Source organism: uncultured Methanobrevibacter sp. (assembly GCF_902784195.1).
In the GTDB taxonomy this organism is placed as follows: Archaea; Methanobacteriota; Methanobacteria; order Methanobacteriales; family Methanobacteriaceae; genus Methanobrevibacter.
Genome location: NZ_CACZTX010000009.1, coordinates 144,657 through 170,784 on the forward strand (window position 1 = coordinate 144,657; position 26,128 = coordinate 170,784).

A 26,128-nucleotide genomic window follows, 5' to 3' on the forward strand; every position below is an offset into this window, starting at 1 on the left:
AAATAATATTAATTTTTAATAATTTTTATTTTACTTTTATAGTAAATAATAAATTATAATTAAAATATGTGTTTAAGTAATATTTATATTATTTGTTAAATAATAATGGCTAAATAAAAAGTAAAAATAACTAACGAAAAAATCGGGTCATGAAGTATTGAATATTAAAAAAAATTTAAGCAAATAATGTCAAGAAGTCATAAATCATTTTAGCTGCAAGAACAGCAGTGATATCGCCTAATTTATCACTTGCAACCTCTACAAGGTCAAAACCAATTATATCAATAGATTCATTATTTGCTAATGCTTCAAAAATATTTTCAACATCCACAGGATGCAATCCATTCGGAGTTGGATTTCCTACAGATGGTGCAAATGCGGGGTCAATTACATCCATATCAATGGAAATGTAAACTTTTCCCTCAATTGATTCAAGCTTTTCCAAAAGAATATCAAAATCGTCAAAAAGGTCTTTTGCTAAAAAGCTAGTGATATTCTCTTTACCTTCAACAAATTCCTTTTCTTCAATGGAGAAAGATCTGATTCCTATTTGAATCAATTCCTTAGGATTCAAATCATGGACTCTTCTCATAATTGTAGCATGAGAATCCTTTTCTCCAATATATGTATCAATAATATCTCTATGAGCATCTAAATGGATAATGATAATGTCAGATAAATCTTTATTCTCTTCAAAATCAGCTAATGCCTTTAGGGATCCTATGCTTACGCTATGTTCACCACCAATGATAATCGGCCTGATATTGGATTCAATTAATTCTCTTACAGCATCTTCAAGAGAATCACAAGTTTTTCTGCAGTTTCCATGAACAACATTCAAGTCGCCACAGTCATAAAATACACCATCCAAAAGCTTTTCGAATGTTGAATTGTATTGTTCAAATCCAAATGATGCTTCTCTAATGATTGTTGGACCATACCTTGAACCATGATGATAGGAACAAGTGCTGTCGAATGGAACTCCAATTATCCCCCACCTTTTTGATTCATTAGAATCATTAGAATCTCCATTATCTAAATTATTTAAATCTATAGATTCTGCTGAAAAAGCAAATTTCCATGGTTCATAAGTATTGAAAAGCATTTTATCACTTGATTTAATAATATTTATAATAATTCTTATTTTTGAATTTATCATGAAAAATAATTAATTAATTGATTAATTGAATTATTGAAAAACCTCAGTTAATCAAGTAATTAATTAAAAATAGAATAAATAAAAAATAAAAAAAGTTTGATTTGATTTTAGATTTGATTTGATTTGAAAAAAGATTGAAAACGGATTTTAAAAAAATCCGTAAAAAGTGTAAAAAAACTAAAAAATTATACTTTTTTAGTTCTCATGATTTTCATATTGCCTAAAGCAATGATATATTCTACACCTAAGTCAGTACCTACAGCACCTCTGATTTCTTCATCGAATTCAGCAGGTATAGGTAATTCAAAGGTTTCGAATGATTCTAAGTCCATGATTTGAACTTGGTCACCCATAACAGCTAAAATTTGACCAATTCTTTTGTCAAGAATAGGTACTTCTACTTTAGTGTCTACAGGTTTTACTAAACTTCTTTTTTGACCATCAAAAATACCAACAGCTTCTAATCTTGCTTTTGCAGCCCCATGTTTACCAGGGGATGAAGTGGTTAAGCTAGTTACTTTAGAAGCTTCTCCGTCTAATACAATATATTTTCCGACTTTTACGGTTTTAAGTTCTACAACTTTGGTTGACATTAAAATAACCTCACAATAATAATTAAAAATAAATTTAATTGAAATTTATTTATTTAATTTCATTTTTTGAAATTAAATACGATTAACCTAATAAAATATAGATTAATAATATATTAATTTAAAATTATATATAAACTTTCGTATGAAAAATATGTCAAAATGGAATATACGAAATAATATTTAATAAATTAATATATTATAAAAGATAAATATTATTTAAGATAAAAAATTTTTTAATCAAAGTGAGACAAATAAACGATTAAAAAATAAAAAATAAAAAATATTAATCAGAATATTAATCAAATTTTTTAAAACAAAGTGGTATAATGAGAATAGCTATTGTTTCAGGTTCAAGCGAAGGGCCAACAGAATTGAATGCTTTTGATAATGCTTTATATGAAGCAGAAATAGGTGATGTGAACTTAATAAAAGTTTCTAGCATGCTTGAAGCTAATACCAAAGTGGAAAAATTGCCTAAATTGAAAGCAGGATCAATGGTAAACTGCGTTTTATCAAGCTTAACCTCAGATAACGAAGGAGATGAGCTTATTGCATGTGTTGCAGTGGCTATCGGTGATGAACTTGGATGTGTCGTTGAGGCAAACGGAACAAATCAAAATCCAGAAGACATAAAGAGTGAAGCAATAGAAATGGTAAAGTACATGATGGATAAGCGTAATGTAAGAATCAAGGAATTAATTGTAGAGGAAGCACATCATACCGTGAAAGAAATAGGATCTGCAATAGCTGCAGTAATCTACATTAGAGAAGATATTTTAGAATAATTTATAAATTTTTAATCAAAAGAACATTATTGAGGGGATAGAATGAATCAAGAGGATATAGATATTTGCAGAAACATAGCCACCACAGTTTTTGAAAAAGTGGAAAATCTCCTTGAAGGGCAAGTTGGAAATCCAAAAGCTGGGGAATTTGTTAAAATAGGTGCAGACGGCACCCCTACATCCTATATCGATATCATAGCAGAAGATGAAGTAATCAAACTTCTTAAGGATGCTGATTTTGAGTCTTATCTGATTAGTGAGGAAATAGGTGAACTTAAGCTAGGAAAAGGAAAACAGGAAGCAATCAGTCTTAGTGAAGAATTGCTTAATAATGTTCCTAAAACCAAAAAGGAAAGGGAAGACCAAGATAAACCTAGATTCATATTCCTAATCGATCCTCTTGATGGAACAAGCAATGCAATAAAGAACATTCCAGCATATGGTATGTCCATTGCAGTGGCTAATGTGCCTGAAGGAAGAGAAGCAACCTTAAATGATGTTCAATTAGGATTCGTAAAGAATTATGCTAATGGAAACTTCTATGAAGCCATTAAAGGAAACGGAGCAAAAAGAAATGGGGAGCCAATGACTCCAAGCAGTGAAACTGACTTGACAAAAATAAGCCTGGGAGGATTTACCAAAAGCAAGACATTATCCGTATCCAAATTAGTGGACACTGCAAGAAGGATGAGAGTATTAGGTTCTGTAGTACTGGAACTTGCATATGTTGCAAGCGGAAAATACGATGCATTTCTCGATTTGAGAGGAAGTAGAATCATCGATATTGCTGCTTCAAAGCTTATCGTAGAGGAAGCTGGAGCTATTGTAACCGATAAGTACGGTGAAAAACTAAACAGCAGATTAAGCATCTACGAAAAGGCGGTTGTTGTAAGTGCAGGAAATCCTGACTTGCATAATCAAATAATCAAAATCATAAACAATGACGAGTTGGATAAGATTCAAAGCGTTGCAATCGTCAGTAGAGTTGACGAGTATAAGTCCGTATTGTTCTCACTTAAAATCTTTGAGACATTGATTCAAAAAAACATGGAAACCGTTATTGAATCCTCACTTGCAGAAAAGCTGGAAGAAATCAAAGAAAATCCAGAACTCCATAAGATCATTGCAAAAACAATGAATGAAACTCCGGAAATCGCTAAGCATATTGAAAGCCTGAACTTCAACTACAACTTTAGGGATTATGCAAAAGAGTTGAATGAACTTAGAACAGATATGGCAATCATTCTTGGAGGAGATGGAACTCTGCTAAGAACACAAAACCAATTGACTAAGGAAATTCCAATTTTTGGAATCAATATGGGTACTGTTGGATTCTTGACTGAAATTGAAGTTGAAAACACTTTCGAAGCTCTTGATGCAATATTAGATGGAGAATGGTCTAAAGAGAAAAGAACACAGCTCATCATTTCCCACGAAAACCAAACTTTCCGTGCATTGAATGAAGTTGTAATCATGACTGCAAGACCTGCTAAAATGCTTCATTATGAAATCTCTGTAGACGGAGAAGTTGTAGAGGAATTAAGGGCAGATGGATTGATCATCTCTACACCAAGTGGTTCAACAGCATATTCAATGTCTGCAGGGGGACCTATTGTAGACCCTAAAGTAGGTGCATTCATTATAGTGCCAATTTGTCCATACAAACTTGGAGTAAGGCCATTTGTTGTATCTGATGGAAGTGAAATCAGAATCAAGCTCCTTAAAAGAGGTAAGAAAGCAATCTTCGTAATGGATGGGCAAATTCAAAAAGAAGTGAACTATATGGAAGAGCTCGTTATCAAGAAATCTGAAAAAGACGTTTACTTCATGAGAATCAATAAGAAATACTTCTACAAGAAAGTTAAGGATAAACTTAATGAAGGAGGATTAGACAGCATTAACAGAGTATTATAAATGCTCTACTACTAATCTTTCCATTTAATTTATTTTCAAATCAAATCTATTTTTAATTTTTTTATTTTTTATTATTCAATTGCAATTTTTTACTAATAATTATTTAATCAAGAGTTGAAACAATGAATGTTTTTTTAGTTGATTTGACACATGGAGGAGTCAAGATATCCTCAGAACTTGCCAAATCAGGAAATTATGAAAAGGTATATGCTTATGACTTATACAATACATTGAAAAGTGAAGAAGAAGATCTTTTAATCACTTATGATGTTAATATAATAAATGATTTGGACTCATTTAAAAATCAGCTAAAATTAAATTCCATTAAAAAGATTGGAGAAAGATGGGAAAAGGACCTAATAATCAATCCAATTCACTCATCATTAAACATTGAAGAATTATTGGTTGAAATAGCTAATCTAATTGGCTCTGATAAGGACAAGATATTAAATCAATATGATATCATAAACCATCATCAAGCTACAGAACTTGTTTTATCTCTTTGGAAAGAGGAAACAAAGAATCAAAATATAAAAACCATTGAAATAACTGGAGTTAAAGGAAAAACAAGCGTTGCATTCCTCTTAAAGGAAATATTTTTAGAAAACAATAAAGACACTTTACTATTATCCAGCTTAGGGGCTTACTTATTTAGAAAAAATAATGATAATGAGCAGAAGATTATTTTACAAAAGGATATTAGCATCACTCCAGCAAATATCATAAACACCATTCAACTAGCTAAAAAAATAGCAAATCCAAAATGCAGCACATTTCCAATATGCGATAAGAATCTTGATTTGGATGAAAGAATGGCGGAAAGTGATATTCAGGAAGAATTTGATGAAAATCCATATACTGATTTGAATTATGAAATGGCAATCTTTGAAAACTCATTAGGAATTTGCGGTTTGGCTGACATTGGAATCTTGACTAATCTTGTTGAAAACTATTCCATTGCAAAAGGCAAATCAGATGCAAGAAACGCAAAAAGACAAGTCTTCAAATCCCCAGCAGTTGTGATTGAATATGAAACATTGAATGAATTCTATCCGAATGAAAAAGAGGAATTCAAAAATAAAATCAATAGCTTTTCCTTAACTGACAGAAATGCAAATGTCTACTGCGAATCCATTGATTACAATATTGATAAAACTAATGCAAAGGTCATTTATCATGACTTAAAAACTATTGATGGAAAATTAATTAATGGTAAACTTGATGTAGGTTGCTTTGCACCAGGACCTCATCATATCCTAAACGTTTTAGCATCTACAACAACTGCACTTGCATTAGGCATAGAAGAGGAAACCATTCAAAATGCTTTATCAAAATTTAAAGGAATCGATGGGCGAACAAATGTTAGGGAAATCGATGCTGAGAATGGTTTAAGAATTATTGAAGAAATCAATCCGGGCATAAATACAAAAGCTATTGAAAGCTCAATAAATATGATAAAGGACATTGACAATTATTACATAATCATTGGTGGAAAGTATGGAGTTACATGTGAAGAGATAGACGAAGACAAACTATCTAAATTCTTACACGAATACTTGACTCATAATCCAAACACTAACTTAATATTAACAGACGAGCTTGGAAAGAGTTTAGAGAATAAAATAAGCTCATTAAATGGGGAAGGGGAAGAAAATAGATTTAAAATGGAATTTATTGAAGATTATCAGGAAGCTCAAAACATAGCAATAGACAATAATAAAAATATCCTATTTATTTATAGATCAAATTATTCCCAAGTTTCTAAACGTTAAAATTAAAAAAATTAAAATAAAAAATATTAAAAATTTAAATAATTTTATTAAGAATAATTTACAAAATTAATATGTTAAAGATTAAAACAATGATTTAATCACAATTTAATCTATTAATCAATTAAATCAAATTTATAAATTCACAAATTTCATATAAAAAGCTAAGGCGAATCAAATGATTGTTGGAACTAGAGGAAGTAAACTTGCACTTGTACAGACAGACTACATCAGAAGCTGTTTATACAATATCACTGGAGAAGAAGTAGAAAAGAATATCATAAAGACCAAAGGAGACAAGATAACAAACTCCCAGTTATATAATATGGATTCTAAAGGACTTTTTACAAGAGAACTTGACAACGCACTACTTGATGAAGAGGTTGATTTTGCAGTACACAGCCTAAAGGATGTGCCAACCGAATTGAACGAGGATCTTGAGATTGTTGCAGTTCCTCCAAGGGAAAGTCCTAACGAAGTGCTCATCTCAAACTACAGCTGGAGCGAACTTGAGGAAGGTTCCACACTTGGAACAAGCAGCTTAAGAAGAGAAGCATTCTGCAAGCTCCACGACAAGGACTTTGAATTAAAGCCAATAAGAGGAAATGTTGAAACAAGAATCAAAAAGGTCATGGATGGAGAAGTGGATGCGACAATCATGGCAGAAGCGGGATTGAATAGATTAGGCCTTCAAAAATACATTAAAACCCAGTTCCCAACAGATTATATTATGCCTGCAGCCGGCCAAGGCGCTTTAGCAGTAATCACCAGAAAAGACAGTGAATTTAAAGAGACAATAGCCAAATTAAACCATTATTTCTCATTCCAGGAAGTGCTTGCTGAAAAGACTATCCTTGAAGAGATAGGGGTTGGATGCCAATGGCCAATTGGAGCAATAGCTGGAATAAAAAACAACAAGCTAGAACTTAATTCCATCTTGCTTGATAAGAATGGGGAAATCCTATATCAGGAAACAATTAGGGGCAGCATAAGAGAAGCTGAGGAAATGGGAAGGAAAATAGGCAAAAATATGCTTGAATTCCTTTAAAATAGCTGAAAATCCTTGAATTAGATTTTAAAAATTTAATTATTCTAATATTTTTTTAATAGATAATTGCATTTCATGAAAAAACTTGAATTTTCATGAAATCAAAAATTTATCAAAATTTGAAAAATGATTAATAATTCTTAAAAATCAATTTATCCTATTTTTTACAATATTTTAAGAAAATAAACAACTAATTCTTTTTTATTTTAGATATTAATCAATTTAATAGTGATTATGATAATTATTAAGAAAAAATTATATAAAAAAATATAAAATTTTAATAATATTTATAAGTTATAAAACACAAAAATATAGTTGAATAATTGGAGGAATATCTTTGAGAACTATAAATGTTGGAGTTATAGGTGTAGGTGCAATGGGATATAACCATGCACGTGTATATTCGAAATTAGAAAAAGCCAATCTCGTGGCAGTGGCTGATGTAGTAAAGCCAACCTTAGATAAAGTTGTGAAAAAATATAAGACAAAAGGTTACTCTGAAATTGAAGACTTATTGAAAGACCCTGAAATTGAAGCAGTTAGTGTTTGTGTACCAACAACCTTCCACCACGAAGTCGTAATGGAAGCCATTAAACATGGAAAACACGTTTTAGTTGAAAAGCCAATCGCTTTTACTGCTGAAGAAGCAGAAGAAATGATTGCAGCTGCAAAAGAAGCAGGGGTAAAGCTTGCAACTGGTCACGTTGAAAGATTCAATCCTGCAGTGCAAAAAGCTAAGGAACTCATTGAAAATGAGGTTATCGGTGACTTGGTAACAATTTCAGCAAAAAGAGTAGGTCCTTTCCCACCAAGAATTAAGGATGTGGGAGTAGCTATTGACCTTGCAATTCACGATTTAGATGTAATGAACTTCTTGATTGAAGCACCTGTAAAACAAGTTTATGCTACTATGAGCAGCATATTAGATCAATCTGACTTTGAAGACCATGCTGAAATCATGGTTAGCTTTGATGAAGACATTACCGGTATTTTAGAAGTAAACTGGTTAACTCCGTACAAACGTAGACAAATCGAAATCACTGGTACTGATGGAATAATTACCATTGACTACATTGACCAAAGCATTGAAGTTTATGGTAAATTCGCACAAGACATTCAAATCAAACCAGTAGAACCATTAAGTGAAGAATTAAATTCATTCCTATGCAAAATTGAAGCTGATGAAGAACCTGAAATCACTGGTGAAGATGGGCTTAAGGCTCTTAAGATGGTTCTTGCAGCAAACAAGTCATCTAAAGAACACAGTCCAATCAATTTTAGATAGAATTTAATTTTTCAATGTTAAAAATATATTCCCATTTATTATTATAAAAATAAATAACTCAAAGATTCCTAAAATATTTAACCAAAAATATTTAATAAAATTTATGATTAATGAGGTAAAAAAATGAATCAAGATCTTATTAACAGAGCTCAGGAACTTAGAAACCATGGATTCACAACTGGTGAAATAGCTGATGAGCTTAATGTATCAATGGATACTGCACAATGGTGCACAAACAGAAGCACCTGTTGACATTGCAATTAACTGGAACAGTTTAGGTGGTAGTGCAACTAGACTCAGATATGTTGCAGCAGCTTTAAGTGACATTGCATTGAAACATGGAGAAATCGACCTTGTTGTAGGTATTGCAACAAGTGGAGTTCCATTTGCAACCATGATGGCTGACGTAATTGAAGAATTGACTGGAACCACAACATGCATATCTATTTTCCACCCTAAAAAACACAGAACCAATGCAGCTAACAGTGATGAAGGAGCTATAAGCAGCAACTTTGGTACTGTAGAAGGTAAAAAAATAGTTATTGTTGATGACGTAACTACCAGTGGTGACACAATTACTGATGTAATTAAAGTAGTTAAAGACCATGGTGGAAATCCAATTGTGGTAACTGTTTTAATCGATAAATCAGGACTCGAAGAAGTGGACGGAGTCCCAATCGAATCATTAATTAAAGTAAGTCAATTAAGATAATCTTAATTGCTTTATTTCTTTTTTTATTGAATGTTAATTAGTTTGATAAATTGCGAATAAATTAAGATGTCTTTCATTTTTTATCCTGATTCCCAATATTCAATGTAGTTCTGAACAGATGAATAATCTCATCACGTTTATTGTCTGATGGAAAATCATCTTTTTCTAAAGTAAACATAGCCAATTCATAGATGATCTTATTCATTCTTTTTCCTTCATCAGTCAAATAGTACTCAGTCACTTTAGAATTGTCCTCAAAAGTCCTTTTCCCAATCAATCCATTAGATTCCAAATCCTTTAAGCAACTTGTTAAAACCTTATTGCTCAAATCAGGCTTATCTTCTTTGAACTCTTTAAATCTATTTTTACCAAAGAACAAATCTCTGATAATCAGAATATGCCACTTTTTGCTAAACAATTTTAAAGACTGATCTACAGGACAGATATTACCCTCTAATTTTGTCATAAAATACCCCTTTTAAATTAGCATTAAAATATTTTTTTAAATTCGACAATTTTTATAAAATTTCATAACTTAGTTCATATAACAATTCATTAAAACTATTTTATTAAAAATTATTTATAAAATTTTAGTTACTAAAAAGTAACCAAAACCATATAAATGATTATACTCCAATTTGAAGCATTTATGTTACTTTTTGGTTACAAAACCTTTATATTTACCTCTAAACAATCTATAATTAACGTTAAATCCAAAACGTTCAAAATAAATAAAAATATGAACTTATATAAATTTGCGAGATGATAAAATGGAAGAAGTAATTAAATTCTTAACTGAAAACCCACAACAATATTTGGCAACTACCGGACTTGATGGAAATGCAAAAGTAAGGCCTATCCTATTCTACTTTGCAGAAAATGACAAACCATACTTCTGTACTAGCAATCAAAAGCCTATGTACAAAGAATTGGAAGCTAACCCTAACTTTGAAATGACTGCAGCAACCCCTGAATTCCAATGGATAAGAATTGCAGGAAAAGTTGAATTTGTAGATGATTTGGAAATCAAACAAAAGGTCATTGAAGCAAATGAACTTGTAAAAGCATTATATGAAAGTGGAGACAACCCAATCTTTGAAGTATTTACAATTAGTGAAGGTAAGGCAACAATTGCTGACTTCTCTGGAGAACCTCCAAAAGTTTATGAAATATAATAAGCGAATGCTTATTTATTTTCACTTATTTATCTACACATTATTTACTTCACTTATTTATCTTCACTTTATTTTTTTAAAACATCCAATGCTATTTTTATAAAAAACATTGACTAATCATTATTTATTTCCAAAATCATCCCAGAAATGAGTTTGGAAAACACTTCTTTTACTAAGTTCCTCTAATTTTAGGAACAGTTTCCATGGCATGGACAAGTTCATGTATTCATCTGGAATCAATCTTCTCATATGAGCTCTTGCTGCAAAGTCAAGCGGACTTAAAACAGGCACTGGATCATCACTATCATTTTGCTCAAAAGTGAATGCACCAATAGCTTGGCATGCAGATGCCTGAGGAGTCATTATATGGGCGCTTTCAGTTCTGAATGAACCGTTCAATTGAAGAATTGCTGATAATTCCATAGTGTTTAATGTAAATACAACAGAATCTGGAACTTCTCCTTCTTCAAGAAGCTCTATTGGCTTAAAGACAACATATTCACCTTCATCATATAAAGGCCTGTTCTTGATGTTTTCATAAGCTGTATCAAAATCTGAAAAGATCCTTTCCCCTTTCTTAAACATTTCTTGAGTTGGCTTTGGCATGAAGCTTAACCTATGAAGAAATGCTTCCTTATCCTTAGCTGATTCTGTACCTAATGATAAAAATGTAGCTTGAAATGCTCTGTCTTCATCTGTCTTGAATCCAGTTCCCCAACCGAATCCTGCAGAAACTCCTCCGCAAGTTATGTTTTCACGACCAAAAGCAGTGACTTTTCTCTTTGCAATTGTTTGTCCAACAAGAGACATTACACAACCGCCCTTACCTGCTTTAGGAGCCAATGCATCCTCTGGCTTTAAATCAGCTTTGATTAAGACAATAGGATTAAATTGACCATTTAATTCCTTTACAATATTGAATTCCATTTTAAAACAACCCTTAAATAGATTTATATAATTAATTCTAGATTTATGCAATGAAATATAAAGATTTTACTATTTAAAGGAAAGATGAGAATTATTAATCAAATTAAGTATTTGTATAAAAAATCAAGTTACTCCCCAGTTACAAAAAAGATTTAAATATATGCGAACAATAATTAATATAATAATGAAAAGAAGATTCATGAGGTTAAAGATGAAAGAATTTGATAAAAACATTGAAATAAATTTTCTCATAAATGAATTGATTTCCACCAACGAAAGAATAGATAATGATATGGAAATCCCTAATGACTACGAAGAGAAAAGAAAATTGCTTAGAGCATTGATGAATATACAAACTCCAGTTCAATTAAGTGATGAATTTTATGAGATACAAGACCAAATCCTCAGTGAAGAAACAAATACTAAGGATTTGATTTCATGTATGGACATAAATCCGATTAGCCAGAATCATGATGGGATAGACTCAAAAATAGCATTGTGGCAAGGAGACATAACTTGCCTTAAGGTGGATGCAATTGTAAATGCTGCAAATGGACAAATGTTAGGTTGCTTCATTCCACTGCACAACTGCATTGACAATCAGATTCATTCAGCTGCAGGATTCCAGTTAAGAATGGACTGCTATAAAATCATGCAAGAGCAAGGACATGAAGAGGAAAACGGAAATGCAAAAATCACCTCTGCTTATAATCTCCCTTCAAAATATGTCATTCATACTGTAGGCCCTGCAATTGCCAATGGACGGGAACCTAATGAAAGGGAAATAAAGGAACTTGAAAGCTGTTATGAATCCTGTTTAGAGCTTGCAGATGAATATGGCTTAAAATCAATAGCTTTTTGTTCAATATCCACCGGAGTCTTTAACTTCCCAAAAGACCAAGCATCCAAATTAGCTATTGAAACTGTAAGGAACTATTTAAAAAATAATCCAAAAACAAGCATTGAACGGGTAATCTTCAATACATTTTCAGATGAAGCTACAGAAATCTATAGGAAAAACCTAAAATAGGAGACAATATCATGTGTGACTACAATAAAAGAGTGAAAAAATTAAAAGAATTGATTGATGATGCTGATTATATATTGATAGGTGCAGGAGCAGGATTATCAACTGCTGCAGGAGTGGAATATGCTGGGAAAAGGTTTACAGACAACTTCCCAGAATTTATTGAAAAATATGGATTCCAAGATATGTACACTTCAATGTTCTATCCATTCAAAAGCTCAGAAGAAAGATGGGCATATTTTGCAAAGCACATTTATGTAAACAACATTGGAATGGAAGGAACTGATTTATATAAAAAACTGTTCAGCATAGTGAAAGATAAGGATTATTTCGTTATCACAACAAATACTGATGACCAATTCCTGAAATCCGGATTTGATAAGGAGAGGTTCTTTAGAACACAGGGAACATACAGCAAAATCCAATGCTCAAAAGCATGCCACAATAAACTATATGATGACGAAGAATTAATCTTGGAAATGATGGGAAAGACTGATGAAGACTTGAAAATACCATCTGAACTTGTCCCAAAATGTCCTGTTTGTGGAGAGGAAATGGACTTGAACTTAAGAAAAGACAGCTTCTTTGTAGAGGATGATGAGTGGCATGAACAGAATCAAAATTACATTGATTTTAGAAAAAAGGCACTAAATGGAAAATTGCTCCTTTTGGAATTTGGAATAGGATTTAACACTCCAATTATAATTCGTTTCCCCTTTGATGATTTAGTGAAATCATATGACAATGTCAATCTTGTGAGATTCAACAGAAGTCACACAGAATTAACAGTGAAGCATAATGGAAATTATTATTTGGTTCCTGAAGATGAACTTGACAAGTATGTTTCGCCAGACATTAAAGAGAGATATGTTCCTTTCAATGAGAGCATTGATGAAACATTGAATAAAATAAGATAAAATAAGAGATGAAAATTAAAATAGATAAAATAAACTATTTTTGTATATCTGAACATTATTTACTATTTGATTTTATCAATTTCTTAATATGCAAATCTGCCCAAATCATTGTGATTGTGTTTACAACAATCTCTCCAAGGATTATTCCCCACCAAGCACCATATTCTCCATAACCTAATACAATAGCTAAAAGTATTGCAAATGCAAGAGTGAAAACTGTTTCCCTTAAGATTGTCTGGAACATTGCAGTTATTCCATTCCCAGTTCCTTGGAAAACGAATGTTGATGTGCATCCATAACCCATTGTTGGGAAATAAATGACTATCACTGATAGGAATGCAATGAGCTGTGGAGCCAATCTTGTGCTTGTGCCTGTGTATGCAAACACGGATACTATCTGCGGAGCAAATAAATAAACAACTATGGCAGCTATGAAACCAAATAGAATAGCTATTTTCATTGAATACCTATGAGCCACCAAAATCTCTTCATACTTTTTAGCACCATAATTTGCACCCACAACTGATATCAATGCTGTAGCTATTGCAATGATAGGTGTGGTTGCAATGGTCACAACTCTCCAGCCAGTTGAATATACTGCAACAGCATCAGTTGAAGCCACAACAACAAGCAAAAGTGAGAACAATGCTGCAAATAAAGCATTGTTTATAAGTTCTAGACTTGCAGGCAAACCTACTTTCAAGATATCAATTGAAATGGATTTGCTGAATTTGTAATTGGATAAGAATGGCTTTAAGTAAGTGTTTTTCTTAATGTAGAACCAGTAAAACAAAATGACATTTACAAGCAATAGAGAAATCAATGTTGCAATAGCTGCACCTCTTACCCCTAAATTCAAGCCATAGATGAAAATCGGATCCAATATCATATTTAGAATTGAAGAAAATAGCATAGCATACATTGTCCTGCTTGCATCACCTTCCCCTCTTAAAACACCATATAATGCATTTGATAAGATAACAAGAATTGAACCAAAGGATAGGATTACCCCATAATCCATTGCATAATCAATTGTGCTTCCTGCACCCATTCCAAGTAGAATATCCTTTAGGAAAATAAGTAACAAAATTGTTGTTATTACTGAAATGATTACTGTAATAAAAAAAGTGTGAATGGCTCCATTATCTGCTTTTTGCTTATTTTCCTCACCGATATACTTTGATAAAGCGGATGCAGAACCGGCACCTAAACCATTACCAATTCCCATAAGTGCAATGAAAATAGGGCTTACAAAACCAACACCTGCGAGAGCATCAGCACCTAAGCCAGATACCCAAATGGCATCGATTACACTATAAAGACTTGTGATAAGCAATGAAATTATAAGCGGAATGGACATCTTCCATAAGGCCTTCTTAGGATCACCTAGTATGGCATCCACTCCTTGAGAATTTCTTATATTATCACTCATTTTATCACAATTATTAAATAGTTTTGAATACTTAAAATTAATTCTTAAAATAGCTTAAAATTCTTTAAAACTTGAATTAATTAACTATTTTTAATTCTTTTTAGTTTAATCCCTATAACTATATATTAATCAAAATTTATATAAGTAACTATCAAGATGTGGTAAAATGGATGAAAAGAATTATGTAATATTTAAAAAACAGTACGGAAACATTAAACACCCAAGAGTAAAGGAATTATCCATCAATTTAAATGGCGTGAAAATATATGAAAAAGAACAATCCATGATAATCAATATCATAGTTCCTGTTGAAGATTCAACAAAGACAGTGCAATACTTTGAGGAATTTAACTTGGGAGAAGACATTCAGTTCAATATTGCTGGCACTGGAGACTTTGAATGTACCTTTAGAGGAATCTCTCCAGTGATTGATAAAAATAGTTATTCATCATTTTCAATTACAGTTCAAGAAAAGAATCCGAGACCTGATGAACTTCAAGAATAAGCTAATTGAAATCAACCGGAAAATGGAAAACCAATTCAAGAATGCATCTTATGTGAATTGCATAGAAACAAAATCATAATATCACAAAAGCGAAAATCACAAAAATAATTCCATTAATTTAAATGAAAACACGACTAATATTCTAAATAGTTATTATTTAGAATATTAATTTAATCAACCATATATTTCATTATTTCATATCTAAAACTTTTTTTAAAAAACAAATCAAACCTTATCAACATCACCCATACCATTATGGCAAATTTATTAAAATTTTATAAAAATTACAAAAATAAAAAATTGAAAATTTTAAAAATTTTCAAACACTGCTTTTTAAAAAATTTTTTTATTGAACTATTTTTAAAACTTATTTTTCAAGATAAACATCTATAAAAAAGACTTTATTAAATTTAAAATTAGATGAAAAATTACGAAATGACATCAATATTAAAATAAAGTTGTAAAATTGCTTTAATTTTGTTATAATATTCTAAAAACTTTTTATAAACGATAATAATTTATATTATGAAGATAAATAGAAAAATAAAGAATATTAAGCATTATTAAGGTGAAATATATGATTGACGAAATTTTTCAAGAGTATAAAAAGCAGGAAAATGACAACATCATCCTTATGACAAAGCACTTTGGAATTGATGTGAAGTGCCTCCTGTATCCCAATATAAACAACGATTTGATAGTCATTTTAGATAGTGTAAATCTCTTAAATGAAGAAATGGATTCCTTTAAGCTTATTGATGATTTTTATGAGAAAATCATTAAGGAAGGAATATTATTGGGCATTGGTTTTGGAAAGGCTCATATGATAAAGAAAATATTGGAATTTCCTCTAAGCAAAAGTGAAATTTTTGATATAGACCTAAAGGAATACCATGAATATTATCCCCCTTTTGACGAATCAAAATCCGATTTTGAAAAAGTTGATGAAGATGGAATCGAAAGACTCAAAGTATCTGTAAATGATGATCCAAGTAAACTTGAAGTTGAAATATCTGCAGTTGCATACATCTCCAAAATCATTGATGAAAACCATAAGGAATTAAAGAAAATTCTTTTTGAAGAGTTTTTTGATGAATTTGAAATAGACAGGAAGAAAGCCAAATTCAGAATCAATAAAAAGATTCGAATTGATAGTGAAAGTTTAAGACCATTAATAAAATCCAGATTTTTCAAAGAGAAAAGGGGAAAATATAAAATCAAGAAGATAATCGAAGACTACTTTGAATACATGATAGATATGGGTTTGGACATAGGAATCAGAACAGGGCTGCGATTGGTAATTGAAGATATTCAAAAGGAAATCATGCCTTATGAACTATTAGGGAACTTATCTGAAACGGAAACAATGATGTATATTCAAAAGGAACACAGCGATTATATCTATAAGAAATACGACACTAAAGTTAGCATTTGATCAAATATGGAATTTATGGAATTATAGAAATTATAGAATTATTGGAATTTAAAATTTATAGAATTATTGGAATTTAGGAATTCAGATGGGGGTGTTTATAAAAGCTATTTATGAATCAAAAAAGGTGAAAGCATGAGCTATTTAATCAATGAAATTTATGAACTTTACGAAAAGCATTTGGAAATTACAGAACCTGTCCTGAAGAATATGGGAGTTGAAGACAATATTCACAATTATCTTATTGATGTAAACATTGACCTTGAAATATTGCTTGAATCCAATGACATAATCAGATATGAATATGATGAGCTTCAAGAAAAAGTGAAACAGGCATATGATGAAATATTCAAGGAAGGAATACTATTTGGAATCATAGTCGGAAAAATCATCAAGCTAAACAACTGCTTGGGAGATAAGGAAAAGTACAATGAATATATGGGCAGAAACTATGATTATTACACAGAATACAGCTTTAAAATAGACTTTTTTAAAAAGGTAATTCCTCCAATAAAAATCAGGAAATCTACAAGGGAAAGCAACCCAAGACAATTGAATTACAGAAACAAGAAGTATGAGGAAAAAAGGAAAGTCAATGGAATCAATGTAAGCTGTGAAGAAATCAAGGATTCATATTACACCATCAATGAAGAGATAATTGAATATAAGAAAAGAATTAAAGAAGATGGAATAATGAGATTCCTTGAGGATGAGGAGATTGATGATGAGATAAAAAATCAATATTCCAACATAAATGACAAGTTATTTGAAAAGCTCTTTAATATCTTAGAAGTCAATCTGAACAATGCTGAGAGAGCTTGTCAAAATTACTATCGCTTCGACACATTTACAGCACACGACATGTTTGTATCCGATTTGTTTGCAAACTTAGAAGGGGAATTTGAAGCAAGGGAATTGATTGATTTCTACTTAAAATATGTCTTCTTTAAAGGAATTGACATTGGAATATTAAATGGAAAAATGTTTTTCGTATATGATATCCAAGAAGGATTCTTGAATTACTATAAAATACAAAACATGAACAGTGAAGAAAAAAGCAGATATTTGATTAAAGAATTGTTTGATTAGGTTATAATAACTTAATCAATGAAAAAAAGAAAAAAAGCCTATATAAAAAAGATGAAAAGTTAAAAAAGACTTTTCAAAATTAAATTAAATTCAATAAATTAAAACATAAGTTATTGAATCTTTTGACCGCAATTGGTACAGAAATTGTCTCCAGGATCAATTTGAGTTCCACATTTCGGACATACATTAGCTTTTGAAGCAATAGGGGCAGCAGGATTTGCTTTACCGTATTCTGCTGTAGGTTTAGCATCACCAATTACAGGGCCTTTAGTGAAATCCTTATCACTGTCAATCTCAGCGATTAAAGCTTTCATGTTTGCAATCCTTTTTTCATCAGATGGGTGTGTTGAGAAGAATTCAAAATTATTTCCTCCTCTTTGACTCATACTTTCCCAAAATGCGGGGATTTGTTTGATGTCATAACCGGCCCAATGAATAATCAACATGCCTAATCTGTCTGCTTCCAATTCTTGGTCTCTTCCAAATGGCTTTACGAATAAAAAGTCAGACCCAATGTTTGCAGCATTGATTGATGCTCTTGTAATGTCACCTATTGCACCTAAACCAAATACATCTAGAATGAAACTTCCTAAGTAACCGGCAGTAGCAACAGTGTTTTTAGCACTTTCTACACTTGCACGGGTTCTTGAATGGTCAAGCAATGCATGCGCCATTTCGTGACCTAAAATGAAAGCTATTCTCTCTTCGGTATTTGCAATTGAAAGAATACCTGAAAACATCACTATTTTTCCACCAGGCATACAAAATGCGTTTACGGTTTTATCAGCCAATAAATGCACGTCCCAATCATAATAATCTTGAATATAGTCCATTCTGCCAATTTGTGTAAGATATGCTTCCACTGCCTTAATCAATCTTACAGCAACTGCCCTAACCAATTGGCCTTCAGGAGCATTGTCAAGAACTTGAGCCTGTTGGACCATACCGTAATATTGCCTGTAGGAATCCTCTAGAAACTTATCATCATTTACTATATCAAAATGACTTTTGCCAGTGAATGGGTTTAAACTGCTTCTTTGATCTTTTGCCATTTTATCACCAAAATCAATTAATCACTTTATGATATTATATATTGTTCATTAATAAAAATTATTCACATTTAATTGAAAATTTATTTTTTTACGAAAGACATATTGTTCATAGTAAATTATTTACATTTAATAAAAAAATTACATTTTATACCCTGTTCCAACAAACTGGGCAATTTCCCTGCCAGTGTCATCTGTAATGTCAACATTTATGACAGAGGTTGTCCTCCCATCTTTACGAACTGTAGCCTTTGCTATAAGTTTTTCTCCTTTTGCTCCACTTAAATAGTTTATGCTTACCTGAAGACCTACTGTCAACTTGTGCAGTTGATTGGACATGACAGCAAATGCAAAATCTCCAAGAGTGAATATAGCTCCACCCATTACAGCACCGAAACCATTTCTGAAATCATCCTTGATCTCTACACTGCAAATGCAATAATCATCTCCAAGCTCATCTAACTGAATCCCCAATTTTGCTGCAAATTTATCTCCATTGAAAAATTCTCTTGCTTCATCTATTGATTCAAATGTTGTCAAAAAATCACCTAATAAAAATGTAACATATAATTAATTTATTATAATATTATTATATTCAAAATCATTTAAAAGATTATTCTACTTAATAAGGTTTAGAAATTATGAAAAATAGATTATTCATCTGTTTTAACCTTTCTAATAAATTTAGCAGGGATTCCTGCAACAATGGAACATTCCTCAACATCTTTTGTCACTACTGCTCCAGCTGCAATGATTGCACCATCACCTATTGTAACTCCTGGCAAAATGGTTGCATTTGAACCTATCCAAACCTTGTTTCCAATCATGATGGGAGCTGCAATTAGATTAGCCCTATTCTGCGGATTTTCATCATGATTTAAGGTAGCCATAACAACATTATGGCCAATCAATACATCATCCCCAATATAGATTCCACCTTGATCCTGGAACTTGCATCCTGCATTGATAAATACATTCTTGCCCAAGTGAATGTTCTTTCCGAAATCTGTGAAAAATGGAGTGAAAACCCTAAATTCATCATCAAGTTCCTTACCGATTAGCTTAGAGAAGAGTTCCCTCCTTTCATCAAAATCATGAAAATTATAATTTAATTCACAAGTGATCTTTTGAGCTTCAATGCTGTAATAATTGCATGCATCAGCAGCTTCATCATCCATAACCAATGCATCACCCTCATTGAAAATATCCAATAATTCATTAAGTTCTAACATATATATAAATTGGTTTTAATAAAATATAAAAATTTTTAAAAAAATGAAATTTAGATTTAAAAAATGAAATAATGAAAAATAGATAATAAATTTAATATAAAAAAAGCAATAGTTTAAAACTATTAAAAAAAAGAGAATAAGGAAGTATAGAAAATCTATACGATTCCTTGAGCGTTCATTGCGTCAACTACTTTTAAGAATCCAGCAATGTTAGCTCCAACTACATAGTTTTTCTCAAATCCGTAATCTTTAGCTGCTGCATCAACATTAGCAAAGATGTTTTCCATAATGGTTTGGAGTCTTGAATCAACTTCTTCAAAGGTCCAAGATAATCTTTGGGAGTTTTGAGACATTTCTAATGCAGAAGTAGCTACTCCACCAGCATTGGAAGCTTTACCTGGTGCGAATAATACACCATTTTCTTGTAAGTATTCGGTTGCTTCAATAGTGGTAGGCATGTTTGCACCTTCAGCAACTGCAGTTACTCCATTAGCAACTAAAGCTTTAGCATCTTCTAATTGTAATTCGTTTTGAGTAGCACATGGAAGAGCGATATCACATTTTACAGTCCATACACCTTTACCTTCGTGGTATTCTGCGGATGGTCTTGCTTCAGCATATGCAGTTAATCTTTCACGTCTTACTTCTTTGACTTCTTTTAATAATTCTACATCGATTCCTTCTGGGTCGTAAATCCAACCGGTGGAATCGGAACAGGTTACAGGGTTACCGCCTAATTGTTGAGCTTTTTGAATTGCGTAAATAGCTACGTTACCTGCACCGGATACTGCAATGGTTTTTCCTGCAATATCAATGTCATTTGCTTTTAACATTGCGTTAGTGAAGTATAATAAACCATATCCAGTTGCTTCAGTTCTTGCGAGAGATCCTCCAAAGGTTAATCCTTTACCAGTGAGCACACCTTCGTATAATCCTTGAAGTCTTTTGTATTGACCGAATAAGTAACCGATTTCTCTACCACCTACACCGATATCTCCAGCTGGAACATCAGTGTCAGCACCGATGTATTTGCAGAGTTCAGTCATGAAGCTTTGACAGAATGCCATAACTTCTCTGTCGGATTTTCCTTTAGGGTCGAAGTTGGATCCTCCTTTACCTCCACCAATTGGAAGGCCAGTTAAGGAGTTTTTGAAGATTTGTTCAAATCCTAAGAACTTAATAATACCAACATTTACGGAAGGGTGGAAACGGAGACCTCCTTTGTAAGGTCCAATCGCACTGTTGAATTGTACTCTGTAACCGGTGTTCACTTGTACTTGACCGTTGTCATCTACCCAAGGGACTCTAAATTTGATTTGTCTTTCTGGGTTGACTAATCTTTCTAAAAGTGCATCTTTTCTGTATTGTTCTTCATTTTCTTCGATTACGACTCTTAAAGATTCTAATACTTCTTTTACAGCTTGATGAAACTCAGGTTCATCAGGGTTTTCTTTAACTATTAAGTCAATTACTTCATCAACATAGGACATAATTTAATCTCCATTTGTTTAAATAAAAAAATGAATTTAAGATATTTTTAAATTTGAAATAATTAATTAACTAATAATTAATTATTATTGATTAAAAATAGCTAACAAAATTCAACTATATTTCAACTAACTATACTTAACTACAAAAGACATTTAACTATTTTAGCTATTTCTAAGCCAATATAAGTAAATATTAGTAAATTAATTATTAGTAAAATATTATTTAAGAATTTAAATAATATCTTTAGACATTATCCTATAAGATTGCACTATCATAACTGATAGTGGAAAACCTTTTCCGATTTGATGCCTAATTATAAATTGAATAATATTCAATATAAAGGTACCTATTTTTAAAAAATTTTTATTTACAATTCAATATTAAAGGTATACAAATTTTAAGCCATCTACAAAAATTAAAAATAAAAATATAAAATATCACTAATAAAGCTTTAAAATAAAAAATATTAGTGAAAATAATATATTGACAAGTCAATGTTAAAGATAGACAAAAACAAAAAATTTAATAATAACCAGCAATAATAATAAAGAATATAGGCAGATTATTAAGGAAAAAAGCTAATTTTTCCAATGATGGAAATCATTAAAAAAGATGAAATTCCATAAAAATATTTAGAAAAATTTAAAATTAGATCCAAGCATTATTTTATAAAAATTTGAACAAAATGAATTTTTTTATAATAAAAATAGAAAATATAAAAAAATTAAATAAAAAGATAAACATTGTTTAAAAAAATTATGAAATAATTTTCATGTTACAAATACAATTTAAGTTTTCATTAATCGGCATCGGTCGGAAAACAAAGTGCCAGTCAAAATTGAACAAAATAATAATAAAAATTATTATTTTATAAATAATATAACAAATAATAGAATTAAAACTTGAACACTAATAAATTTAAAATTTTTAAAAAATGAGGAATTATATGAGAATCTTAATATCAAACCTAAAGGGGAAAGAACTTTTAGACATAGCCATGAAAAACAGGATTGAAAAATTGATATCCGTATATACAAACTATAACGAAACCAGCTTGCTTGATCAGTACATGATGAAAGAAAACATTAAAATCAGCACAACAAGTGCTATTGAAGCTTCAAAGCAATTAACATACATAATAAGAAATTCAAAAGAAGAGGGAAATGAAATCTTTGTTGCAACTGATGGAAACTTCATAGGATCCATCTTAAACTTCGTTGCAAATAAGGAAGGTGCGGACCACATTTACTATTGCTTCAATGACCAAGCCATACAAATGCCAAAATTAAGCATAAACCTATCCAAAACAAAAATGAAAATTCTAAAAACCCTTGAAGAGTCCGAACAGACCGCTATTCTAATAGGAAAGAATGTTGGAATCTCAAGAGCTATGGTCTATAAACACATCAATAGCTTAATGGAAGATGGTTTGGTGGGACAGACAAAACAGTATGAAAAATATTACCTTACAAATGCAGGAAAGATGGCAATCATTTAAAAAAAAATAGTCTTATGGATTAATGAAATTTGAGATAATAAATTTCCTCTTAAAAAAAGAAATATCAAAATGTGAAATAAATCATTCACATTTGATTTAAAAATTTTAATTTTCGTTTTCAATAACTAATTTATATTCTACATTATCAAATTAAGCTTCAGCAGGTTTTCCTTTTTCAGCCCATCTTACAGTCATGGTAGTGAATGGCTGAGCAATTGCAGTCCAAATCAAACTTAATATCCAGTGAGTGATGATCATTATTAAGATGTCTACAACAGAGTAAACACCAACAAATGCCAATCCAATGAATACGAAGTTATCAATAAATTCACTGAAAGCAAGAACTAATAAGTTTATTCCTGATGCGTAAGCTTTTCCTTCATTTACAATAGTAGTCAATCTTGCATTTACCAAGTTACCGATTAAGTAACTGATGTAAGAAGCTATAAGAATTCTTGGGGTTTGGGTAAATACAAAGGATAATGCTGCATCACCAGTAAAGAAATCTGGGGATGGCAAGAATAATATTAATGTAGTCATAAATACGAATAATACATCAGCAGCAATACCTAATACAAGGGTTCTTTGTGCTACTCTTTCACCGTATACATCAGCAATTACATTAGTTAAAATGTATACTAAAGGATAGATCAATACTCCAGCAGGAGTTTCCATACCTAAGAAATTAATATTGATAATCTTAACAGTAATTAAGTTTGCAATGGTAAAAGCCATACAGAAGAATACTGTGAGTATTACTCTTTTTTCTGTAAAGTCAAAATTTAAATCCATTTAATCAATCCTTAATCTAATAAAGTTAAAATAATAGATTAAAATATTTTAAGTTAATGAAATATTAATTTAAAAAGAAGATTTTTAAAAAATAAGATATTTCATACAACATAATTATATTTAACTTAATCTAATATAAATATTTAGTATTACTTATACAAATTTTCATTAAATCGGCAAAATTTTTTTGAATCTAAGAAAATTTTATATAATTTATAAACATATTAATTAATAGAATTAATATAACTAATGAACTAATAAAACTAAAAGATTATTATCATTATCTAATTTTTAAAACTGGGGAATTGAATCATGAGCTCCAAAAACAACCAAGAAGATCTAAGTCCAATTGAGGAAATCAAGAAGGAATACTTGGAAAAAATAGACTATTTTGGAAACAGAAGAAGCAAATACGCTCTTTATAAAAAGTTTTCAAAAAAGTACAATCTCAACAAGAGAGTTTTCCTTTACATCATCAATCAGGCTCATGAAGATGTTGGAAGCCCAAAAAGATATGAATTGAATGCAAATAGAAATAGAAAATAAGAGATGATCTTATCTAATTTTTAAAAGATTTCATAATGAAATAAAACATGTTTCATATCTTAAATAATATCTGATTTTTTTATCCTTGAAAATTAAAACGAAAAATTTATAAGCCCTCATAACATAATATTATACGATGTGTATATAATTACATATCATATTAATAAATTTATAATCTCCAATAAAAATAATTTATTAATAAATAATATTAATATAAGAGGATATTTGACTATCGTCTTTAATTAAAAAAAGTCCTATATAAATTACCTTAAAAACTGATATTTGCTTAATTGCAATTATCTTATACAAATTACCTAAATAATATAATAAAGTACTTATTAATTTTTTAAAAAGATGATAAAAAAATATCCTCTTATTTTAAATCTCTTTTTTAAACATAAAGTAATTAAGGAAATGTCTTCATAGGTCAATTAATTATTATTTTTTTAATATTTTAAACATAAAGATAATATTTTCATAAAAAACTAAAAATATTTTAATTATTAGTAATGTTAAAAATAGTTCTGAAATATGAAAATATTTATTAATTAAAAAAATAAAAATAAGTATAGGATTAACATCCATTGGGAAAATGAAAAATATTATAAACTTTTTTATAGTAATTTTCATTAAAAGAACATAGTAAAACGGAATTTTTATGATTTATATTGTAAAAATAAATTTTAAAAATTTTTTAAAAGATTAGAAGCTAACAAAAAATTACTATGTTCTTTCCAATTTTTTTCTGATTTTACTATTTTTAGAAGTTTTTTAGCAATCTAATACTATTTTTAAAATCTTTACTAACTTTTTAAAACCATATTTTCTATTTTTAAAAAAAAAATTAAATTTAAGCAAAATATCATGAATTAGATATCATCAAGAATTTCTTTTGGAGCTCCAGCAACTTCCACCAAGTATTCCGCTTCAACAATATGCAATTTAGAAGGAATAACTATGCAATGAAGAGGACCGCCAAAATCAAAATCAATCAAGTCCTTAATATATCCTGCCTTTACAAGATTATCCTTAGATCCGACTCTTGCAATTCCAATAGCTAAAGTGTCTTCATTAACTAGTCCTTCATGATCAAGATTTTCCTTGATTGTCATCAAATTCTTTAATCCTTCATTTACAGTCATGTACTTATCCTTATGAGCTTGAATATCCAATAGAACCAAGGTGTGCATATCCATCTTTAAGTTCTCTTCAATACCCATATAAGGGGATTTAGGGAAATAGTTATACTCCAAATCAGGAAATGGAATAGTTGTGACCTTACCGAACTTATATGCCTGAAGGCCTGAAATAGCTGGTGCTGAAGATAAAATGCTTGATCCGTGAATTACTTCAAAATCAATGCATTTTCTTGCACATTCCACTAGAAAATCAGAGTGTGTTGTAGCGATTAAAGGATCTCCACCAGTAATCAATGCAACATCCATATCTTTTGCTTCCTTTAAGAAAATTGACTCCTCTTCCACTTGAGTCCGGTCAAGAACAATGATTTCCTTTCCAATAATTGATTCTATCTTTTCAAAATTAGAGCCAAATAAGCGTGAAGTGAAAAATTCAGCATAAACCTTATCCACTTTTTTTAATGCTTCCACACCTTTTAAAGATATGTCCTTTTCATCGAATAATCCTAAACCAACCAAATAAAACATAAAATCACTTAAAGCATCTTAATATAATATTTTAATTAATATCCTAATATAATCAATCTAAATGTACAATCAATAACAAAATAA

At 30.6% G+C, this 26,128-nt stretch carries 24 protein-coding genes and 1 pseudogene; 14 read left to right on the forward strand and 11 right to left on the reverse strand.

Annotation, left to right across the window (positions count from 1 at the left end; all coding sequences use genetic code 11):
- Positions 1 to 175: 175 nt before the first annotated feature.
- Positions 176 to 1,105 (reverse strand): agmatinase, encoded by a 930-nt coding sequence (speB, locus tag QZU90_RS07685; RefSeq protein ID WP_295608703.1) that lies wholly within the window; start codon positions 1,103 to 1,105, stop codon positions 176 to 178.
- A gap of 239 nt (positions 1,106 to 1,344) precedes the next feature.
- Complete coding sequence (locus QZU90_RS07690) at positions 1,345 to 1,752, reverse strand: translation initiation factor IF-5A (protein WP_295608705.1); 408 nt, start codon at positions 1,750 to 1,752, stop codon at positions 1,345 to 1,347.
- A gap of 326 nt (positions 1,753 to 2,078) precedes the next feature.
- On the opposite strand from QZU90_RS07690, the gene QZU90_RS07695 reads away from it, so the two are divergent.
- The 6 genes and pseudogenes from QZU90_RS07695 to QZU90_RS07720 all read left to right on the forward strand — a co-directional run bounded on the left by QZU90_RS07695 (position 2,079) and on the right by QZU90_RS07720 (position 9,265).
- Complete coding sequence (locus tag QZU90_RS07695; protein ID WP_295608537.1) at positions 2,079 to 2,537, forward strand: pyruvoyl-dependent arginine decarboxylase; 459 nt, start codon at positions 2,079 to 2,081, stop codon at positions 2,535 to 2,537.
- Between the two features lie 42 nt (positions 2,538 to 2,579).
- Positions 2,580 to 4,451, forward strand: a complete 1,872-nt coding sequence (locus QZU90_RS07700) for a bifunctional NADP phosphatase/NAD kinase (protein ID WP_296856490.1) — start codon at positions 2,580 to 2,582, stop codon at positions 4,449 to 4,451.
- A gap of 122 nt (positions 4,452 to 4,573) precedes the next feature.
- On the forward strand, positions 4,574 to 6,223 hold the full coding sequence (gene cfbE / locus QZU90_RS07705; protein WP_296856492.1) for a coenzyme F430 synthase: 1,650 nt from the start codon (positions 4,574 to 4,576) through the stop codon (positions 6,221 to 6,223).
- 175 nt (positions 6,224 to 6,398) lie between these two features.
- The gene (gene hemC / locus QZU90_RS07710; protein ID WP_296856494.1) at positions 6,399 to 7,268 is read left to right on the forward strand and encodes a hydroxymethylbilane synthase; all 870 of its coding nucleotides are present in this window, start codon (positions 6,399 to 6,401) and stop codon (positions 7,266 to 7,268) included.
- Between the two features lie 337 nt (positions 7,269 to 7,605).
- The gene (locus tag QZU90_RS07715) at positions 7,606 to 8,553 is read left to right on the forward strand and encodes a Gfo/Idh/MocA family protein (RefSeq protein WP_296856496.1); all 948 of its coding nucleotides are present in this window, start codon (positions 7,606 to 7,608) and stop codon (positions 8,551 to 8,553) included.
- 123 nt (positions 8,554 to 8,676) lie between these two features.
- Positions 8,677 to 9,265, forward strand: a pseudogene (locus QZU90_RS07720) (orotate phosphoribosyltransferase-like protein).
- A 73-nt stretch (positions 9,266 to 9,338) separates the two neighbouring features.
- On the opposite strand, the gene QZU90_RS07725 reads toward QZU90_RS07720, so the two are convergent.
- Entirely contained in the window at positions 9,339 to 9,731 is a 393-nt protein-coding gene (locus tag QZU90_RS07725) for a helix-turn-helix domain-containing protein (protein ID WP_296856498.1), read from the reverse strand.
- 304 nt (positions 9,732 to 10,035) lie between these two features.
- On the opposite strand from QZU90_RS07725, the gene QZU90_RS07730 reads away from it, so the two are divergent.
- Positions 10,036 to 10,440: a pyridoxamine 5'-phosphate oxidase family protein gene (locus tag QZU90_RS07730; RefSeq protein ID WP_296856499.1), complete on the forward strand. Its 405-nt coding sequence runs from the start codon at positions 10,036 to 10,038 to the stop codon at positions 10,438 to 10,440.
- Between the two features lie 120 nt (positions 10,441 to 10,560).
- Here QZU90_RS07730 and QZU90_RS07735 read toward each other — a convergent pair whose 3' ends face one another.
- A complete protein-coding gene (locus QZU90_RS07735; RefSeq protein WP_296856502.1) occupies positions 10,561 to 11,367 on the reverse strand; it encodes a DUF169 domain-containing protein in 807 nt (268 codons plus the stop codon).
- Between the two features lie 211 nt (positions 11,368 to 11,578).
- On the opposite strand from QZU90_RS07735, the gene QZU90_RS07740 reads away from it, so the two are divergent.
- Both QZU90_RS07740 and QZU90_RS07745 read left to right on the forward strand, forming a co-directional pair.
- On the forward strand, positions 11,579 to 12,397 hold the full coding sequence (locus QZU90_RS07740; protein WP_296856504.1) for a protein-ADP-ribose hydrolase: 819 nt from the start codon (positions 11,579 to 11,581) through the stop codon (positions 12,395 to 12,397).
- An 11-nt stretch (positions 12,398 to 12,408) separates the two neighbouring features.
- The gene (locus tag QZU90_RS07745) at positions 12,409 to 13,311 is read left to right on the forward strand and encodes a hypothetical protein (protein ID WP_296856506.1); all 903 of its coding nucleotides are present in this window, start codon (positions 12,409 to 12,411) and stop codon (positions 13,309 to 13,311) included.
- A gap of 55 nt (positions 13,312 to 13,366) precedes the next feature.
- Here the strand turns inward: QZU90_RS07745 and QZU90_RS07750 are convergent, their stop codons facing one another.
- On the reverse strand, positions 13,367 to 14,743 hold the full coding sequence (locus QZU90_RS07750) for an MATE family efflux transporter (protein WP_296856508.1): 1,377 nt from the start codon (positions 14,741 to 14,743) through the stop codon (positions 13,367 to 13,369).
- Between the two features lie 166 nt (positions 14,744 to 14,909).
- Here QZU90_RS07750 and QZU90_RS07755 point away from each other — a divergent pair, with 166 nt between their 5' ends.
- From QZU90_RS07755 to QZU90_RS07765, 3 genes are all read left to right on the forward strand, one after another.
- Complete coding sequence (locus QZU90_RS07755; RefSeq protein WP_296856510.1) at positions 14,910 to 15,248, forward strand: hypothetical protein; 339 nt, start codon at positions 14,910 to 14,912, stop codon at positions 15,246 to 15,248.
- A 577-nt stretch (positions 15,249 to 15,825) separates the two neighbouring features.
- A complete protein-coding gene (locus QZU90_RS07760) occupies positions 15,826 to 16,683 on the forward strand; it encodes a hypothetical protein (protein WP_296856512.1) in 858 nt (285 codons plus the stop codon).
- Between the two features lie 132 nt (positions 16,684 to 16,815).
- Complete coding sequence (locus QZU90_RS07765; protein WP_296856514.1) at positions 16,816 to 17,769, forward strand: hypothetical protein; 954 nt, start codon at positions 16,816 to 16,818, stop codon at positions 17,767 to 17,769.
- Positions 17,770 to 17,879: 110 nt separating this feature from the next.
- Here the strand turns inward: QZU90_RS07765 and QZU90_RS07770 are convergent, their stop codons facing one another.
- From QZU90_RS07770 to gdhA, 4 genes are all read right to left on the reverse strand, one after another.
- Positions 17,880 to 18,821 (reverse strand): M48 family metalloprotease, encoded by a 942-nt coding sequence (locus QZU90_RS07770; RefSeq protein ID WP_296856516.1) that lies wholly within the window; start codon positions 18,819 to 18,821, stop codon positions 17,880 to 17,882.
- A 138-nt stretch (positions 18,822 to 18,959) separates the two neighbouring features.
- Complete coding sequence (locus QZU90_RS07775; protein WP_295605626.1) at positions 18,960 to 19,358, reverse strand: PaaI family thioesterase; 399 nt, start codon at positions 19,356 to 19,358, stop codon at positions 18,960 to 18,962.
- Positions 19,359 to 19,471: 113 nt separating this feature from the next.
- Positions 19,472 to 20,050: a sugar O-acetyltransferase gene (locus tag QZU90_RS07780; RefSeq protein WP_295605624.1), complete on the reverse strand. Its 579-nt coding sequence runs from the start codon at positions 20,048 to 20,050 to the stop codon at positions 19,472 to 19,474.
- 155 nt (positions 20,051 to 20,205) lie between these two features.
- A complete protein-coding gene (gdhA, locus tag QZU90_RS07785; protein WP_296856519.1) occupies positions 20,206 to 21,540 on the reverse strand; it encodes an NADP-specific glutamate dehydrogenase in 1,335 nt (444 codons plus the stop codon).
- Positions 21,541 to 22,487: 947 nt separating this feature from the next.
- On the opposite strand from gdhA, the gene QZU90_RS07790 reads away from it, so the two are divergent.
- On the forward strand, positions 22,488 to 23,039 hold the full coding sequence (locus QZU90_RS07790; RefSeq protein WP_295605620.1) for a helix-turn-helix domain-containing protein: 552 nt from the start codon (positions 22,488 to 22,490) through the stop codon (positions 23,037 to 23,039).
- 150 nt (positions 23,040 to 23,189) lie between these two features.
- Here QZU90_RS07790 and QZU90_RS07795 read toward each other — a convergent pair whose 3' ends face one another.
- On the reverse strand, positions 23,190 to 23,831 hold the full coding sequence (locus tag QZU90_RS07795) for a queuosine precursor transporter (RefSeq protein WP_296856521.1): 642 nt from the start codon (positions 23,829 to 23,831) through the stop codon (positions 23,190 to 23,192).
- A gap of 312 nt (positions 23,832 to 24,143) precedes the next feature.
- On the opposite strand from QZU90_RS07795, the gene QZU90_RS07800 reads away from it, so the two are divergent.
- Positions 24,144 to 24,377 (forward strand): hypothetical protein, encoded by a 234-nt coding sequence (locus tag QZU90_RS07800; protein ID WP_295605615.1) that lies wholly within the window; start codon positions 24,144 to 24,146, stop codon positions 24,375 to 24,377.
- 869 nt (positions 24,378 to 25,246) lie between these two features.
- On the opposite strand, the gene dph5 is transcribed toward QZU90_RS07800, so the two are convergent.
- Positions 25,247 to 26,044, reverse strand: coding sequence for a diphthine synthase (gene dph5 / locus QZU90_RS07805; protein WP_296856523.1), 798 nt, complete (start codon positions 26,042 to 26,044; stop codon positions 25,247 to 25,249).
- Positions 26,045 to 26,128 lie beyond the last annotated feature (84 nt).